The sequence below is a fragment of the Candidatus Agathobaculum pullicola genome, from assembly GCF_052117205.1.
Classification (GTDB): Bacteria; Bacillota; Clostridia; order Oscillospirales; family Butyricicoccaceae; genus Agathobaculum; species Agathobaculum pullicola.
This window is the reverse complement of record NZ_JBQKJP010000023.1, coordinates 12428-29615: the sequence shown is the minus strand read 5'-3', so window position 1 is coordinate 29615 and position 17188 is coordinate 12428. Positions and strand designations below refer to the sequence as shown.

15 protein-coding genes are annotated in these 17188 nt (G+C 52.9%); all 15 read right to left on the bottom strand.

Going from position 1 to position 17188, the window contains the following annotated elements; all coding sequences use genetic code 11:
* Position 1: 1 nt before the first annotated feature.
* Positions 2–2338 carry a VirB4-like conjugal transfer ATPase, CD1110 family gene (locus ACTQ3V_RS09295; RefSeq protein WP_441467267.1) on the bottom strand — a complete coding sequence of 779 codons (2337 nt, stop codon included), beginning with the start codon at positions 2336–2338 and terminating at the stop codon, positions 2–4.
* On the bottom strand, positions 2316–2732 hold the full coding sequence (locus tag ACTQ3V_RS09290; protein WP_441467266.1) for a PrgI family protein: 417 nt from the start codon (positions 2730–2732) through the stop codon (positions 2316–2318). Before ACTQ3V_RS09290 ends, ACTQ3V_RS09295 begins: the two co-directional genes overlap by 23 nt.
* Positions 2733–2748: 16 nt before the next feature.
* Positions 2749–3582: a VirB6/TrbL-like conjugal transfer protein, CD1112 family gene (locus tag ACTQ3V_RS09285; RefSeq protein WP_441467265.1), complete on the bottom strand. Its 834-nt coding sequence runs from the start codon at positions 3580–3582 to the stop codon at positions 2749–2751.
* A 27-nt stretch (positions 3583–3609) separates the two neighbouring features.
* Positions 3610–3957 carry a formate hydrogenlyase gene (locus tag ACTQ3V_RS09280; RefSeq protein ID WP_441467264.1) on the bottom strand — a complete coding sequence of 116 codons (348 nt, stop codon included), beginning with the start codon at positions 3955–3957 and terminating at the stop codon, positions 3610–3612.
* 19 nt (positions 3958–3976) lie between these two features.
* Positions 3977–5875: a VirD4-like conjugal transfer protein, CD1115 family gene (locus tag ACTQ3V_RS09275; protein ID WP_441467263.1), complete on the bottom strand. Its 1899-nt coding sequence runs from the start codon at positions 5873–5875 to the stop codon at positions 3977–3979.
* Between the two features lie 91 nt (positions 5876–5966).
* Positions 5967–8645, bottom strand: a complete 2679-nt coding sequence (locus tag ACTQ3V_RS09270) for an MSCRAMM family protein (protein WP_441467262.1) — start codon at positions 8643–8645, stop codon at positions 5967–5969.
* Positions 8646–8790: 145 nt separating this feature from the next.
* A complete protein-coding gene (locus tag ACTQ3V_RS09265) occupies positions 8791–10029 on the bottom strand; it encodes a CAP domain-containing protein (protein WP_441467261.1) in 1239 nt (412 codons plus the stop codon).
* A gap of 252 nt (positions 10030–10281) precedes the next feature.
* The gene (locus ACTQ3V_RS09260) at positions 10282–11127 is read right to left on the bottom strand and encodes a class D sortase (protein ID WP_441467259.1); all 846 of its coding nucleotides are present in this window, start codon (positions 11125–11127) and stop codon (positions 10282–10284) included.
* A complete protein-coding gene (locus tag ACTQ3V_RS09255; protein ID WP_441467258.1) occupies positions 11093–12505 on the bottom strand; it encodes a hypothetical protein in 1413 nt (470 codons plus the stop codon). The genes ACTQ3V_RS09260 and ACTQ3V_RS09255 overlap by 35 nt, the downstream gene beginning before the upstream one ends.
* A 15-nt stretch (positions 12506–12520) precedes the next feature.
* The gene (locus ACTQ3V_RS09250) at positions 12521–13306 is read right to left on the bottom strand and encodes a DUF3801 domain-containing protein (RefSeq protein WP_441467274.1); all 786 of its coding nucleotides are present in this window, start codon (positions 13304–13306) and stop codon (positions 12521–12523) included.
* Complete coding sequence (locus ACTQ3V_RS09245; RefSeq protein ID WP_441467257.1) at positions 13194–14684, bottom strand: relaxase/mobilization nuclease domain-containing protein; 1491 nt, start codon at positions 14682–14684, stop codon at positions 13194–13196. Before ACTQ3V_RS09245 ends, ACTQ3V_RS09250 begins: the two co-directional genes overlap by 113 nt.
* Complete coding sequence (locus tag ACTQ3V_RS09240; RefSeq protein WP_441467256.1) at positions 14684–14992, bottom strand: plasmid mobilization protein; 309 nt, start codon at positions 14990–14992, stop codon at positions 14684–14686. Before ACTQ3V_RS09240 ends, ACTQ3V_RS09245 begins: the two co-directional genes overlap by 1 nt.
* 105 nt (positions 14993–15097) lie before the next feature.
* On the bottom strand, positions 15098–16078 hold the full coding sequence (locus ACTQ3V_RS09235; RefSeq protein ID WP_441467255.1) for a DUF3991 and toprim domain-containing protein: 981 nt from the start codon (positions 16076–16078) through the stop codon (positions 15098–15100).
* Complete coding sequence (locus ACTQ3V_RS09230; protein WP_441467254.1) at positions 16047–16322, bottom strand: hypothetical protein; 276 nt, start codon at positions 16320–16322, stop codon at positions 16047–16049. Before ACTQ3V_RS09230 ends, ACTQ3V_RS09235 begins: the two co-directional genes overlap by 32 nt.
* Before the next feature lie 365 nt (positions 16323–16687).
* Positions 16688–17029: a hypothetical protein gene (locus ACTQ3V_RS09225; RefSeq protein ID WP_441467253.1), complete on the bottom strand. Its 342-nt coding sequence runs from the start codon at positions 17027–17029 to the stop codon at positions 16688–16690.
* Between the last annotated feature and the right edge of the window lie 159 nt (positions 17030–17188).

Here is a 17188-nt window from a genome sequence, read left to right as displayed (position 1 = left end):
ATCACTGCCATTCTCCGGGCTTTGTGGTCATGAGCTTGTACAACTTGGTATTCTTCGGGAAGTCGTTTACGAATGGGATAAATGCGCCGCCAAATTTCATCAAACCGCAGCCGGGGTCAGCATTTTCCACATAGGACAGCTGCGCATCGGAAATATGCAGCAGCTCTGCAAGATCAGCGCGATCGGACGCAGACTGCGACAGCATAATCAAAAATTCGCTGTTAGCCAGCATCCAGCGCGCATCCTTGCTTTGCAGCATCTCGCCCACATTCTGCGTGATACCGGTCATATAGCCGCTTCTTTTGCGAACCTGTTTCCACATGCGTAAAAAGAAGTTTGTCGCAAACGGATAGCGGAAAAAGATCGAGAACTCATCCACAAATACCCATGTACGCCGTCCAGCCCGCCAATTCTGAATAACACGGTTATAAATAGATTCCAAAATAACGAGCATACCAAGCGGCAAAAGCTGTTCGCCCAGATCCAGAATGTTATACGAGGTCAGCCGGTTATTTTGTTCCACATTGGTTTTTTGTGAGAAGATACCCAGCGATCCAGTTATGAATAGTTCAGCAGAGAGTGCCAATTCCTTTGCTTCATCTTCATCCTGTCGAAGTAGCTCATTCTGCAGGTCTGTGAGCGTCGGCGGATCGCCTTGATACCCACTCCCAATGTACGGCTTATAAACATTTTGGATGCAACGGTCTATGATAGAACGATGCTGCGCCTTGAGATCGCTGCCCATGATCTGTTCAAACAGGGACAGGACAAATTCGGACTTGTCTGGTAACGGGTCTTTGCCTTCGTCTACATACCCTTTTTCCATGTCCATTGCATTGATCCGCACGGAGGATGAGCCGGATACGTCGATCATCGTGCCGCCGAACGCGCCCACCATGGGCGTAAACTCATTTTCGGGGTCAAGGATGAGCACATCATCATTCGTGGACAGGAGGACTTGGCCAATCTCCCACTTTGCGCTCATGGACTTGCCTGCGCCCGGCACGCCCAGACGGATGCAGTTGCCGTTTTTGAGCAGCGCGCGGTTTGCCAAAATCATATTGCCGGATACCGCGTTATTGCCATAGCAGATACCGCCGCTCTGCTGGATCTCCTGCTCGGAAAACGGCGTCAAAATGCTCGCGGATTTGGTAAGCAGCGTACGCTGCTGTACCACGCGGCGCAGCCCATACGGCAGCACCGTGTCCAAGCCGATATCCTGCTGCCATTTCAGCGCCGCCAGCTCGCAGCCATATCCGCTTGCCGTTGTTTTCAGCGTCTCGGTATCCGCGTTCAGCTGTTCCAGCGTATCCGCCATATGCACGACCGTCGTGGTAGTCATCATAATCCGCTGGTCGTTCTGCGTGGTTTCATCCTTGTAATTCTCTACCACTTCACGCATCTGCTTGTACTCATAGGGGATTTCGGCAGAAAAGTTATTGTTGTTGTTCTGGCGCTGCTGCCAGCGCGTGATATCGGATTCCACGCGCATATCCAGCCGGTTGAGCATCTTTACAGCTTCCTGCGGGTGTACCGGCGTGATGTCAATGGATAGCATCATCTGGCGCGGCAGCTCCATCAGGTCATGCACCAGTTTATCGGACAGCATGGACGCATACTCTTCAATGAACAGCACACGGGCGAAGCCGTGGTCCAGTTCGATATAGTCTGCGTGGTAGCGCATTGCCAGCGGACAGATCACATCTGCAAAATGCTTGCCGCTGCGCATCATAGCAGCGACGTCGGCGTTTTTCATACGGTGGTCCGGACGGAAAAAGTCATGCAGCACGCGGAACCGTTCTGTGTTGTTCAGCGGCTTTACCGTAGAGGAAAGACGCTGCATCCCAAACGACAGGCTTTTCCCGGCGCGGCTGAAAAACATCCGCGCCTCGTTCTCGTTTTTGCGGTTTGCGGTCAGCGTCAGGAATTTCTCCTGCACAATGCCGTTGCTGCCCTTTGCCTTATCCATCAATACACGGTTCATCTCACCCCGGTACTTGTCCAGCCCATCGTCCTTCTTTTTGTAGAAAATCGAGCCGCTCAGGCTGTCCTTGTTAAACAGCCTGTTTGCCAGTGTGATCTTCAGCCGGCTGTCCGCTGCAAGGCCGTTGAGAACGCGCCCCCAGGAATCCAAAATAGAGGTTTGATCCTCCGGACTTGCCACCGCATAGTTGATATCCGTAAAAGACCATGTCTTGCTGTATTCGGTTGCGCCTACCTGCCAGACTGCGTCCGGATAAACGCGCTGCACCGGTACGAGCTGCTGCACGCTCTTCGGCAGGCGTACCGGGCGCGCTGGCATTTGCACCTTGGCTTTATCCTGCTTTTTTCTGAACATTGTTCCTCTTCTCCTTTCGGGGGTTTACAGACACTTTCTTTTTCTTCTTATCGCGCCTCCGTTCCTCTATCGCCGCGCGGTGCAGCGTTTCATACAAGCAGACCGCCCTGTATACATACCAGCCGTTATGCCGGATTGTGGTGCGCAGCCACGCGCATGCAAGCTGCTCAAAGCTCAGGCCATGATAGGACAGGAACCCTACCGCCGCCGGCAGTGCGGCGAGCAGTATGCACAGCACGCTTGCCGTTTCCTTGCCCACCACCAGCCGCAAGCCGAAATTAGCGGCTGCGGCAACCGTCAGCGCCGCAGCGCCCCATGCGGTCTGCCGCATGCTCAGCCCCATGAACACGCCCTCGCGATAGTTCCGTATTTCTTTATTAACCGGGCATTCCATGCCGTTTCAACCTCCTTTACAGCGACAGCATATCTTTCACAACACGGTCCGCCGTGCTGACAATACTCAGCAAAATCAACATCTGGAATATCACGCCGGCCATGTAACCCACCATCATACCGATACTGCCCTCACCAAAATCGACCGATGGCAGTTCGTTGCTTGATATAAAAGCGGAATACACGATACACGCCAGCACAATAATCGCCGCTTCCAGACATACGCCGATAAAGCTCTGGATAAAGGTGCGCCCGTGCCGGCTGGTCAGTTCGCCGCCAAACGCGGAAAGCGGCAGCGGCGCAAGCGCGACATACAGGTAAACGCGGAAAAACCGCCCATATACTTTTGTCAGTATCATCATGGACAGGCAGATAACAATGCCGGTAAAAACCAGCCCTACGACCCCTGAAATCACACTCTGGATGATGTTGGCGTCTTCCGCCGCCGTCCGTATTTCATCCGGCAGTGTGGCAGCTACTTCATGCAGGCTGCCAAGGCTCGCTGCTATGGAAGAAGTGATCCCGCCGGTGACCTCAAAAATAAAATTGATAATTTCCAGCCCATAGGTGATCGCCGCCTGCGCGAGGACAAAGCGCAGGAACAGGCGGAACACCTGTTCCGGATGCCGAAGCTCCCGGAACGAGGTGGACTGCTTAAAGAAGGACATAGCAAAGAACAGGATGAGCAGGCCATATCCGATGCCCTGCAGCACAGAAAAAATCTGCTCGATAGCAGGCCATATCGCGCCGCCCATAAATTCTTTGGGCGACTGCGTGACAATATCCCAGATTTGTGCCATGTAGCTGTTCCATGTTCCCAGCGCGCCCTCCAGTACATCTAACGCCCACATAGTTTTTCTTCAACTCCATTCCTGCTGTCAGCCGCCGGTGATAAGGTCCAGGATGTCCTTTGCGAACATGATCAGCAGGCCGCCTACCAAACACAGGATACCTTGGGTGCGCTGGGACGGGTCGTGCGACTGGATAGACATACCGACCTGCAGCACGCCCCAGCCGGATACCATCAAGCCAACCGCCTTGATGAGGGCAAAGATGAAATCCGAAAGCTGCGTGATTGCGCTCAGCGGGTCGGCGGCGAACGCGGGGACTACGGCGAAACAGGCAACAGACGCAGCCAAAACCCCTTTTCGGTACAGGCTGCGCGTACGCTCATATGCCTTTTTGTTTGCGAGGAGCATGGTCAGTTTCTTCATACGGTTTTTCATAACAGTTTTCTCCTTTGTTTCAGATAGAAAAATATTCAAATTCGATGCCGTCTATCATTTCCTTCATTGCTTTCCATTCATCTGTCCGCGTGGATGGACGGATCGGGAAACGCAGCGGCGGCGTATACGGCGCCGCTTTGCCGTCTGCAGTCAGCGCCAGTGCAGGATGGCGCAGCAGGTCGTATTTCAGGTCGCACACGGGATGTTCGCCACGGATAAACAGCAGTGCATATTTGTTGTCCAGTTCCCGCACCTCATCCGGCGTCATCAGTTCGCGGCCCGTCTGTTGAAAATTTCGCGTGTAAGAACCATGGCTGCCCCTGGTCTGTCCGCTTGTCCTTGTGTCAATAGTGGCCTTGCCCAACAGCTCAGACACATACTTGTGCGTGGACTGCTCATTGCCGCCTAAGTAGAGGAATGTATCACAGTTGCCCGTGATGTTCTCCCACGTCTTTTCGAACATGCCCTTAAGCTGTGCGATATTTTGCAGGATGATCGTGCAGGAGATATTGTATTTACGGCATGTGGCCAGCGTCTGCTCAAAATCCTCCGGCAGCGGCACGTTTGCAAACTCGTCCATCAGAAAGCGGACATGGACAGGCAGCGTGCCGCCATGCTTCTTTTCCGCACAGTCGTACAGTTCCTGAAACGCCTGCATATACATCATGCTCACCAGATAGTTAAACGACTTGTCATTGACCGGCGTGATAACAAAAATTGCGCGTTTGCGCTCGCCAAGGGATGCGAAATCCATTTCGTCCGTGCCTGTGATATCCTGCATCTCGTCCAGCAGGAAATATGCAAGCCGTGAGGTTGCCATCTGCCGGATCGTATCGCGTGTCTTTTCCGGACTGCTGAGGAACGATTTATAGTACTGCACAGCAATATGGCTGTCACCTTTTTCCGCTTCCAGCTGCAGGAACAGCTGGTCTGTAGGGCTTTTCGGCCCGTTTTCCACAGCTTCCGCATTGTTGAGCAGGTACATGACCGTACCGAAGTTTTTATCTTCCTCCGCGCCCTCATGATACAGGTACAGGATCAGCGCGGTGATCAGCGCGGTTTCCGCCTTCTCCCAGAACGGGTCGCTGCTGTTTGCGCCTTTTGGCGTTGTGTTCCGCACCAGCAGCGTCACGAGCCGGATCACGTCCGCATCGGAATGGATATAATCAAACGGGTTATAACAATCCGAGCGCCGCCGGTCCGAAAGGTTGAACACCTTAATATCATATCCGCGCTTCAAGAGCAGCGGCGCACAGTCCCGCAGCAATTCGCCAGCCGGGTCGCACGTAAGGAATGAGCAGTTTGCCTGCATCAGCCCGGGTTTTGCGAGCGAACGCGACTTGCCTGCGCCCGCGCCGCCCACTGCGCAGATGTTCAGGTTGCGCTTATGCCGGTACACGTCCAGCCCGATGCAGACATTCTGGGTTAAGGGGAAATTCATATCGCACGGCAGATGCAGTGCCTGTTCCGCCTGTGTCCTTGCCTGTCCCTCCGGCGTAAGCCGTTTTATATGCAGACGAACAGGAAGGGAACGGAAGAAAGCGGCAGCCTTCGATATCCGCGCTTTCAACCTCTCCATAAACTTGGTTTGATACCGGTACTTCGCGCAAACCGGCTTTGCTTTGCCCCATTTTGCCGAGCCGTGTTCTTCGCCCGGGCGGCGCTTGCCCTGGCCGTCAATGAACAGGAACACACAAAGCAGATAAACCAGCAGGATAATCAGCACTGCCTTGACGCTGTATTCCGTTATCGTAATGTGCAGGGGATCTTCCATGGACAGGGATAAGGCGTCAAACCATTCCGAAACTGTCCTGCCCGGCGCAGCTGCACCTCCGCATAGCAGACCGAACCATATCACAAGGATAGCAAGCGCCGCCCAAAGGGCGGCGCTTGGCATATTACTTTTGTCTGGCCTCATAAAAACTCACCACTGATAGCTGGATGCGATCAGGATTTCATTGTATGCCCAATGATACTCCGGCACATCCGTATAATTGACGCCAGAAACATTACTGGACAAAAGTGTGCGTCCCATCGTACGGTTGACTAATATCCTTTTTACGGGTATTGGGAATTGTGAAGAACGTTGGATATTCACTGTTATTCTCAATCGTAAACGTCTTTTCGTTGAGAACATAACGCGGGTCTGTTACAACCTCCTTGGCCTGATAAGTACCCGGCTCTGCATACGGAAGCCAGATACGGCCATTTTCATCCGTGGTGTAGTTGCCCAGCAGCTTACCATCTTTCCAGATCTCAAAGGTGACGCCTTGAATCGGCTTGTGCGTTTCCTCGTCGATCTTGTAAATACCAAAGTGTTTCTTAATGGTGTTCTGGAAAATCAGGGTCGGGATTTCAGCCTGATCCTTAATCAACTCTACAGTCTGCTCCGGGGCATCCAGATTGTAGTGTTTTTTATCACCGTCTACCTCAACAACGCGGTATGTACCGGGCTGCAGGTTTTCGACCATAGCTTCGCCGTTCTCGTCTGTGGTAACAGAAGTGAGTTTGGCATCATTGTAGTACACATCGAACTTCCAGCCCTGCAGGGGGACTTTGGTATCCTTGTCCTGCTTGATGATGCGGATGGACAGTTTCTTCGTGTTCGGGACGTTGACTTCGCGGATGATCTGCGTGGGGTCTGCGGACGGATCAATGTAAACCTCATGCTCTACTTCGTCCTTTAAGTAGCCCTGCGACGGTTCTACCTCAACCACCTGGTAGAAGCCCTTGGGAAGATTGTAGACCTTGGCATAGCCGTTGACGTCGGTCTTGACCGTCTGCAACACCTGACCGTCGCGGCGGATCTCAAAGGTAGCGCCCGCCAGCGGCTCCTTGCTGTCCTTGTCGTACTTGTAGATCTGGATACCGGGCAGCGGTGCATTCTTGAAAGTAAGCGTCACGTCACGGGTATTATCCCAGCTGAAGGTCTGAATGTCGGCACCATCCGTGGCGTAGCCTTCCGGCGCTGCGATTTCATACACTTCAAAAGAGCCGGTGGGCAGGTCACGGCCTTGGATCGTGAACTCGCCCAGCGCGTCCGTGGTGTAAGTGTTGACAAAATCGTTGTCAATGCCTTTGACCTCGAATTTTGCACCCATCAGGTTGCGGTTATCTGCCGAGCTGACCTTATGCACCTTAAAAACATGGTCATCGCTGTTGGCCATCGTTACTTCTATGGTTTTGCCGCCAGTGGAGCCAGTGTTCACAATCTTGTCCGGCAGCAGGGTGTAGCCCTCCGGTGCTGCGGTTTCCTTGATGGTGACATCAGTGTTAAGAGGTAGTTCTGCGAATACCGCTTCACCATTGCCATCTGTTGTTGCTTCGCGTGGTTTTTCAATGCCCGCGTAAGTGATCTGAAATGTGCAGCCTGCCAGAGGTGCGCCATTTTCGTCTGTTTTCAGAATCTTAAGTGATACTTTTTCCCCGGTTGGTAAAGGAATAGAGCTAAACGCCATATTTGCAGATAATTTCTGTACCGCAGGCTCCACCATGATAACCGGCTGTACGCCCGAACTGGTTGTGCTGGCTGAATACACATTATAACGATCTGCATTCATGCTGACAAAGAGTTGGGTCTCCAAGGGCGTGCTGGCTTCATCCATCTGCTCCGCTGTAGCCTTCGGAATACAGAACAAAAAGGTTTCGCCATAGGCCATATCGTTGCCGTTCTTGTACAGATCATTGTTCTTATCCACATGGGCCAGTGTAAGCCGCTGCGAGCCGCCATCATCATAGCTTTTGTTGCCCTCGCTGTCCATGAGGAACGCGCCGGACGGCATATTATCCGCACGGACAAAAATCTGATTGTCACGGACAAACGTAGCAGAGGCAGCTGCCATGGGCAGCACCATGTATGCCTGTCCATCTATCTGCTTCTCCGCGAATGTACCGCCCGATACAATGCTGCTGCCTACATCAATAGTACCGGTTTTCTGTGCCGAAGCAGTATAATCTGTATTGCCGGGCGTGTAATTGATGGTAGTGCCAATCCACGGAGCATGGTTTTTGCCGCCCGGCCCCCATACGCCATAAAACTCATTGCCGTATTCGAGCATTTTAATAGCGGCGAATAAAGTAAGCGCCTCCGAAGCGGAGCTGGCGCTTAACGTCTTGCCGGCAGCGCGATAGCCGAGAGACGTGGAGCTGGCATAGCTCACGCCATAATTGTTGTTTGCCGCGATCTGCGCATCGCCCAGCGCACACCAGATTGCAGCCTGCGATGCACTGAAGTGCATATCTGCCGTGAAGTTTTCCGCTGTGATAGGCGCACCGGCAAAGGAAATAAACTGATTGAGTGTCATGCGTGCGTCACTGCACACAGCCACACCGTATACGTGCATATCATCCACACGGCTTGTTACCGTGTATGACATGCCGGATGTACCCGGATTACCCTTGCTGTGGTCTGCGCAGTAGGCGCGAATTTCCGTGCCGTCTGACGCTGTTGTGTACATTGGCCAGACGTTACGCGGCGCGCCGTTTTGCTGGAACCATGCTTTTTGTACGCCTCTATCCGCGATGTTATATACTTCTCCTACATTGATGACAATGCTGGATGCCTCATTGTCCTGTGCTGCACGTTGCAGGACACCTGTGTTTACCGCGCCGGAAAGCGGTGCGGTGGTAAGCAGCGTGAGCGCAGACAATGCGCCTGCGGTTGCCCGCTTAAACATGTTCTTTAACATCTTGTGCCTCCTTGTTGTTGAAATAGAAAAGCCGCCTTCAAGGAGAAGGCGGCGCACGCTGATAATAATCGCATTGTTTCATATTGTTCCAGAAAAAAAAAGACTGCCTTTGGGAAGACAGTCTTAGAAATAAGATATTAGTTTATCATTCATAACCTAAGAATAACTGAGCACAAAAAACAGTTCCATCAGGCTTGATGCTATACGCTACACCAATTTCGGCTAAATCATTTCTGAGAATTTGATTCCTGTGGCCCTCTGAATCCATCCATGCTTTCATATTATTGACAGCAATATCATTGCTCCACATTGTTGATTTAACAATATTTTCTGCAAATATGACTCGCGCAGTTAATTCTATTCCAATTTCATCACATACCGTAGATGTATCTGCTCCGTTAGGACGTGTATGCGAAAACTTTTCTGTTATCTCCTCTGCGCGGATAGCTGCGGCCTGCATGAGTTTATCGTTTACTTTCAAAGCAGGCAGTCCGACCTTTGCACGCTCGTCATTCGTTAAGCGAATGACTTCCTGCGCATACTCTTCCAGCGTATTGGTGTCTACCGTTTCACTGTTACTATCACTCTCTGTATTTCCATTGTCGGATACGGTTTCACCCAGCGCCTTGCGCAGCTCGTTTGCCCAGAACATATTCACCGGATTATCGTCAAACGAAACCGCGTCCACCGGCGCACCTTTCATGGTATCGAGAGCCGCGATAACGTCCTCTACCGTGCCGTTTGCTTTGCCCGTGATGATCGGCGCATACTGCTTGGCGGTCGTGAGGTATTTGCTCTTATCCCAGTTGCATTTAATCATCGCCTGATTAAATTCCGCCATGGTGGTATTCCACTGCGTGATGGTGCTGCCGCTGGCAGACGTTGTGCTTTCCGTGTACGGTGCATCCGTGTCAATGCGGACGCTTGCCGTCGCGCTGTCATAGCCCACGCCAAAGTCCATCTGCTTGCCGATATCGCGCAGCTTCACATAGTTGTTGCCATCGATCTGGTAGGCGGTCATGTTGACCTGTACGCCATCCACCGTGATTTTCTGACCACTGATCTTGGCCACCGCGCCGCTTGCGGCCGTGTCCGAGATACCCTCGGTGCTGGGGGTGGTGCGCGCCGTGTTGATCTCAACGGTCTGCGTCTCGCCGTTCCACTCCACGCCGAAGCCTACAAGCGTACCAATATCGCGCAGTTTGAAATAATTGTTGTTCGCTATATTGTAGCCCGTAGGATAGACGCGGGTGTCATCGACATATACTGCCTGACCTTTGTCACGGGTGGGAACAGCTGCTACCGTACTGGCAGCACCAGCAAACGGTACTGAGCCGACTACCATAGCCGCGCTGAGCGTCGCTGCAATCATGTTCTTTTTCATATCTGAAAACCTCCATTCCGGTCTGGTCTTTATCTCTCTTTTCTATATTTTTATTATAGCAGATTTTACCAGATTAGTCAATGAAAAATAGCAAAAATAAAACATTTTTTACTTTTAATATTGCAATTCTTTTTGATTTATCAGATATTCAGAACAAATCACAGCTTGTGTATAACTTTTAAAATTCATCCAAAGCGAGCCGCTTTTCATGGGGAAAATTTCATGCCTTAACTGAGACTTTTGATCTGGCAGCTAAACGGCCACGGCCTGCACACACCAGCGGTAGGTCTGAGCCTGATCGGGTACGCAAGTGACAAGCGTCAAGATGTTTTCATTCGTAGGGTTGAGAACATCAACCTCATACTTGGTAATCTTGCGCACGCTGTAAACTTCATAGGTTCGAGTGCCATACACGGTAGTATAGATAATTTTTGAACCAGCAGATAGATTCCAGATTCCAGCGAAATAACCGTAGCTGCCTCTGTTGTGGCCGCAAAAACCAACATTGCCATCCCATGCGCTGGTACCCTCAAAGTGCGCCACGCCCAGCCGCAGATTGCCGACTGTTTCACCGTCGTACACTTTCTTTGTCACACCGAGCGCCGGGATGGACAGCGTACCAATACTGCCGTCTGCATAGGCCATACCGTCTACCGGAGTGTAGCCGGAGCCAACCGCTGCATCGGCTCCGCCGCCAGTATAGCCGCCTGTTGTATTGCCCGCATCACCATAGATCGGATCGCTGCTGACCGTACTGCCCTCAACATCAGGCGGCATGACGATCTCACCACCACCTGTCACTGTGCCGTTTTCTGTCACACCCGGCGCAAAACCAGCCTGTGTGCTGTGCGGGAACATCGGTTCCACACCAGAGATATCCGGTGTCAACAGTTCTCCAGTTCCTAGCACATCAGCCGATGCCGATCCAAACTCCGGCAGTACAAAGGCACTGTCTTTGCTGATGTTAACATTGACCTCATCATCACCGATCACCGTGACCGGCTCTGTCGAAGTTGGCTTGCCGAAGTTGCCGCTGGATGGTGCTTCGTAGGTGTACGACAGGTTAGTCGCCCAAGCCGGGGTACTCATCATTGTCATCGCTAACGTGCTGCACATCGCCGCCCGAAGCATCGTCTGTGACAGCGGATTCATTGTTCGATGTGGTTTCTGTATCTTCGTAAGAATCCGCATATTCGGATTGTTCATCAAGCCAATCATCATCCTGTGGGGCGGCCAACAATGCCATGCGCTCCTGTGCCTTCCGCTGCCTTCTGTTGCGGATCGCAGCTTTGATTTTTTCCAAAGGGCCGAAAATATATTGCTCCTCTCGTAGTTTTTCATCTTGTTCCTGTTTCTGCTTTTGTTTTTCACGCAGCTTCATCTCCGTTTCCTTTATTGTCTGCTGTGCCTTACCACGCGCTTGCGATGCCATAGCTTGCATCTGCATCACCATTCTGCGACACGCAGGTGGGCGCATCGCAAAAAGTACCATCAAGACACCAAACACTGCACACAACACCCAGCTGATCGGTGTACCGTCCTCCGTCTGATTAATTGGTTCGATACGCGGTTCTGGAGGAAGAATTTCCGTCAAATCGGGTGGTTCAGTGTTATCCTCTGGTTCGATCACAATAGGTTCACCGCTATAAACCGCGATATATCGCATACAATCGTTGTTTCGGTGAGAAACCTCGCCTGCATAAGTTGCGGTCACGGTATAGCCAGTCGTGCGGCTGGAGGTTGCTGTGCCTGTGTAGGTCACAACTGCCGTATAGGTGGTTTCCATTGTGCCGAGATTGTCTGTTTCCTCGGTTTCGGAAGTCCATGCAATATCACTGAATGTCAGTGTGTTGCCATTATCTTCAATGGTCTTGGGAATATCCGTCATATCCATTTCCGGCATATTAGGGTATTCTCGCGTCGCTGACAGTTCTTCCGATACGCTTTCTGTTCCTGCAACCTTTGTTGATATGCTGGAAACATCCAGATAGGCCGTACCGCTGTAACCATCGTCCGTCGTGACTGACTTGCTTTTCGGCAGCAGCGCCAGCACGTCGTTAGAATTATTCGATGTAGAGGATACTGTCACAGTTTCCGAGTGCATCTTATAGTCGATATCCGGCATTTCGATGCGCAGGATATCCTCCAGCACATAGTGCAGCCCGCCGCGGTCAAATTCCTCCTGCGGGATCTGGTCCGGCGATACGGTTTTAGGCACATCGTAGATCTTCTTGCAGGTAAGCCCGTCCGAACTCATCTGCACGTCTACCGGATAGTAAGCCGGCTCTGTTTGGTTTTCCTCTGTGGTTTTTTCAGCGGCGGGCCTGGTATCTGCGGCGGCGGTTTTTGCCGTGCTTTCCCCGGCGGCGACCGCCGCCGTCTGCGCAGTCGGGGCGGCATCTGCCGCGAGCGCCTGCACCGGCGATGCGCAGGCAAGCAGCAAGGCGGCGGACGCGCAAAATATCCTAATCTTCATTTTCCTCATCTCCTATCATCTGGTCGGCGTCTTAAGCGTTTTCGGGTTCGCAATGTGTTTGCCGGGCTGCTTTAAGTGCTGCGGTTCATGGGCGGCGCGCTCCCTGATCCCTGCGATTTTCTCTTTTACGGACTGTCTGCCATCGCGGCGCGGCGCAGCCTGCCTGTCCGCTGTTTTGTCCCCGCTGCGCTCCGGCATGCCGAGCGCCCGGGCAAGCTCATCCTGCACCGCGCGGAGCACCGCCCGGCATTCTTCCGGATTTGCACCCTGCTCCATCGCGGAGCGGATGCCGGTCAGGCTGGACAGCATCCGCTCCATCTGCGCGTGGTCAATTGTAACTGCTGTACTCGTCTGGGACGCGGCCTGAGCCGGCGTCCCCTGCATCATCTGCGTCATCGTTGATTCCGGTCCGTGCTGCGTCCCACTGCCGGATGTCGGCAACGCGCTTTCGGACGGACCGGTTTCCGCGTTTTTTTCGCTTACCTCGGCCGTAGCACCGACTTTCTCCCGCACCATGTTTACCAGCTTTGCATCCTCTTCCCGTACAATGACGTCTACCGTATCCGGATTTTTTGGGTCTCGGACAAAAGCGCACATCACGCCATGCTCTTTTGCAGTTTTTGCGAATTCCTGCATTTTTTCTGTTGCCATCGGAAAACTGGTGGGCGTGCCGGATTGTATTATTTTCTCAATATCCGTCTTTCCCGCGATCTGCTTCTCGTTGCGGAGCACCGCCACAAGCAGCGCCGCGAGATTGACTGCGCCCTGCGCTGCGAGTTTCACTGCGGATTCGGTCACCATGAGTTCCATACGGAGCATCTGCTCCACCGCCGCGCTTTCTGGATTCATATTGCTTTCCTCCCATCGTTTTTGCGTGGATTGTTTTTTCTTCTTTTAACGCTGCAGCCAGCTTTGCTTCCATCGCCGGGGCGGCATTCTGGATTGCAGCACACATACGCTGCTGCTTTCTCAGATCGCGCAGCGTATTTGTGATCTGTCCGGTCGTGCTGCGGATCTGCTTTTCCTCCGCCCCCGGCCTGCGCAGGTCTGCATACAGCCGTGCGCGCCGGTCTATCAGGATATCCGCTTCGTTTGCCAGTGCATCCGCATACATGGACACATCTTTTGCGGTTTGCAGCTTATTGTCCCGCAGGAAGTAATACTGCGCAGCATACCGGTTCAGCTTTTTGAGTTCCGCCATCAGTTCGCCGCGTACATAGCGCGGCGCTTTGCGCTTTTTCACTTTGCCCAGCATGTAGAGATACCGCCAGTACAGCGCCCGGAAACCGCGCAGCTTTTTCCGTCCCTTTGGCGCGGGGGTATGCGGCTGCACACGGTATTTTTTCCGTTGCCGTCCGTCCTGCCACTGTGTGCGGAGCTGCCGGATATTCCGGTCTACTTCGCCGCGCTGCGCCGCGATGCGCTCCGCAATACGCCGGGGGACATATTCTTCCCCCAACGACCGCAGACGGATAAACCGCGCCGCCTTCGGGTGGCGGACTGTGATGTATTTCCGCCGGTCGTTGATGCGGATCTCATATCCGCGTGCGCGCAGCATATCCCAGAATTCGTTTAGCGTATGCGCCTGCGCGATGACAATATCAATGTCCTCTCGGATCATCCCGCGGACGGTGGGGCGGTTCTCCTGTTCCGCGCGCCACTCCGCATAATGCTTTCCGGCTTTGACGCGGGGCGCATCGATCACGGACAATTCATGCGCGCGGCAGATTTCATCCGAGACGCCGCGCAGCTCGTAAAATGTTTTGGGGGTGGAGCGGTATTTGCGTCCATCTTCAAACGAAACGGAATTGACTACGATGTGGTTATGCAGATGGGCTTTATCCGTATGCGTCCCGATCACTACTTCAAATCGTTCGCCAAAGCACCGCTCCGCGAATTGCAGCCCGATCTCATGCGCCTGCTGCGGCGTTACTTCACCCGGCTTAAAGGACTGGATGAAATGGTATCCCAGCACCTGGCCGGTTTTCCCAAAGTAGCCCTTGGTGCGCTCCATCTGCTCATAGGCATTATCGCAAAAGCAGTTTACAGCGTCTGTCAATGTATCGGGCAGACCGTTGAGGTTGGGAAAGCCCATGCAGGAGGTTTTCTGCGGATTGAGCGCATATGCGATCCGTTTGTCTAAACGGTTGCTGACCACATAAATCTTAAGCACTGCCATTACATCAGGCGCTCCAGCTGCTCTTCGATTTTTTCCTGTTCTGCCGCGAGCCGCGCCAACGCTTCCCTTGGCACGTTGCCGGAGATATGCGCCAGCTTGACGATCTGGTTTACATTCCGGCCAACGCCGCGCACCTGTTTCTGCACATCCCGCAGTACTTCCAGCGGGATAGTTTTCACCTCGGAACTGGTGAGCATCCGGCGAAAAAACTCCGACATTGACAGGTGTGTTCCCGCCAATTTCTCTTTCAGCAGATTAAATTCGCGGTCATCCAAATAGAAATTTATGTGTTTGTTCTTATTTCGCATTTTAGTAATGCACTCCGTTCCGTCCGTCTGGGGGTTTTAGGGGGCTTTGCCCCTTAACAAGCTGCATTTGTATGTACAAGTGCTATGCTTGCGAGGACACAAGTTTTAGTTGGGTAAAGCAATTTCGCGCGCCGCGCGCGAAGGCGGCGGCTGTCCTTTCTGCTGGCGCTTAATGCGGAACTGGTCGTTGAAATCCTTTTCCTGCGGCACGCATACTTTCAGTTCAATTTCCGGACGCCGCTCTTTGAGCAGCCTGAAAATATTCTGCGACGCCCGCTGGCCCTTATCGTCGTTATCCAGCGCAAGGACGACCCGCTTAAAAGGGAAATTCTTCAGCTGCCGTTCCAACGCGGGCGGCAGTATTTCTTCGGATGCGGTAACGCCGCCCAAAGACAGATAGCTGTCCTTCCGCCAGTCCCTGCCGCCCAGCTTGCGCAGCGTTGCGACCGAGAGCGCGTCTATCGCGGCTTCGCAGACATAGAGTGTCTGTCCGCTGCCTTTCATGCAGAAGCCGCAGCTTTTGTCGCTGCCGGCCTGTTCGATTTTGAAGCCGGAGTTTGATGCGGTGCTGCGCAGCATTGCGTACCGCGCTGTGCCTGCTTCATCATGCCCTACGAACACTGCGTTATGATGCGCGGCGTCCTCGTAGATCAGCCTGTGCTTCATGCAGTGGCTGATGATCTCAGGGTCTATGCCGCGCGCGCACAAATACGCAAACGCACGGCGGCTGTCCCTGTTTTTCTGCGGCAGTTCGAACGGTGTGCGCGGCGGCGGTTCGCGCGCTGCCGTGGCTGTTCTGGGAAGCGTATGGTATGCATCGCCCGCCAGCGTCCGCACCGCTTCCTGAAAGGTCATGCCATGCACTTTTTCAAGATAGCTGATTGCATCGCCGCCGCCGACGCCCTGTGAAAACCAGTTCCACCGCCCGTCCGCCGAGATACGCATACTGTCATGCGAACGCAGCGTCCATGACTGCCCGATCCGTTTCAGTTCGCCGGGCTGGTACTGCTGCAAAAACGATAACAGGTCTACGCTGCGCGCCTGCTCCAGCTGCTCATCCGTGATCTTGCTGCCCGACGCCGTCATGGCTCACACCTCCGTCCCTGTCTGCCATGCTGTTTCTTTGCTGTTCCGCTTTCAGCCGCACCAGCAACTGCTCCGCCTGTGCGTAGTCCGGTGCAAGCTCGCTCAGCTGCTCCAGCAGCGCACGCTCCTGCAATTTCTTTTTCTTTTCCCCAAGCTGCATGATCTTGTTTTGCAGCGTCTTGACCTTTCCCTGATACCGGGCAATGTCGCTGTCTATCCGGTGCAGCTGTTCATTGGTTGTCACCCTGTTCACCTCCATTGTCTTTAGATTTTTTTCTGCGATGGTGTTCAGCCGCCATCGCACGCTGTTGCTCTTCCTATCCTCTAACGGTCTGCAACTACCCGGTGCTTGCTTCATAGGAGCACACCCATGCTGTGCGGTTTTCAAGGTGCAGTAGAGGCTGCTAAAATGTGCGCCGGTAAAAAAGCCTCTATATATAGCTCTATAAGGGGGGTGTGTCAGGTCGGTTTTCTTCATTGTTCACAAAATGTTCACAAAATCAAGGTATTATCATACACTATGTATGATAATTTTCCCTCTTGGGGTAAAAAAGAAACGCACCGGAAAACCGGTGCGTTAATGGTATTCAACTGGTGTTTTTGGGGGGCTTACTCGTCATACAATGGCAGCGCCCCAAGCATCTGCGTATAGGTTTTCAATGCTTCGGCAAACTCCCTGGACTGCTCCACTTCACGCAGAAGTTTCAGTTCTGTCTCCCTGCGCGTGCTGCCGCGCTCCGTGCTGATGTATGCGGCAAGTATTTTCATGTCCGGGCGCGTGTCCAGATTCCTGATCCAAACATCCCCGAGCATATTCCCGTTTGCGGGGTCTTTCACATACTGCACAGCGACTTCTATCCCGCTGACGCCGTATGCCTGATCTGGGCGCAGTTCATACACAAAATAGTATCCGGACAGCATATCCGGTATGTTCTTTTTCTTCCGTATCATTATCATAGTCCCCTTGCATTTTTAGTTATGTTGCTATTACATCAGATAATACAGGAGCTGTCAAGGTGGTGACCGTTTTTTCCATTTGTGATTCTTCACAAGAATTCCTTTGTATTTTCACGATATAATCTATTAAAGCGCTAAAGTATTTTTGGTGCT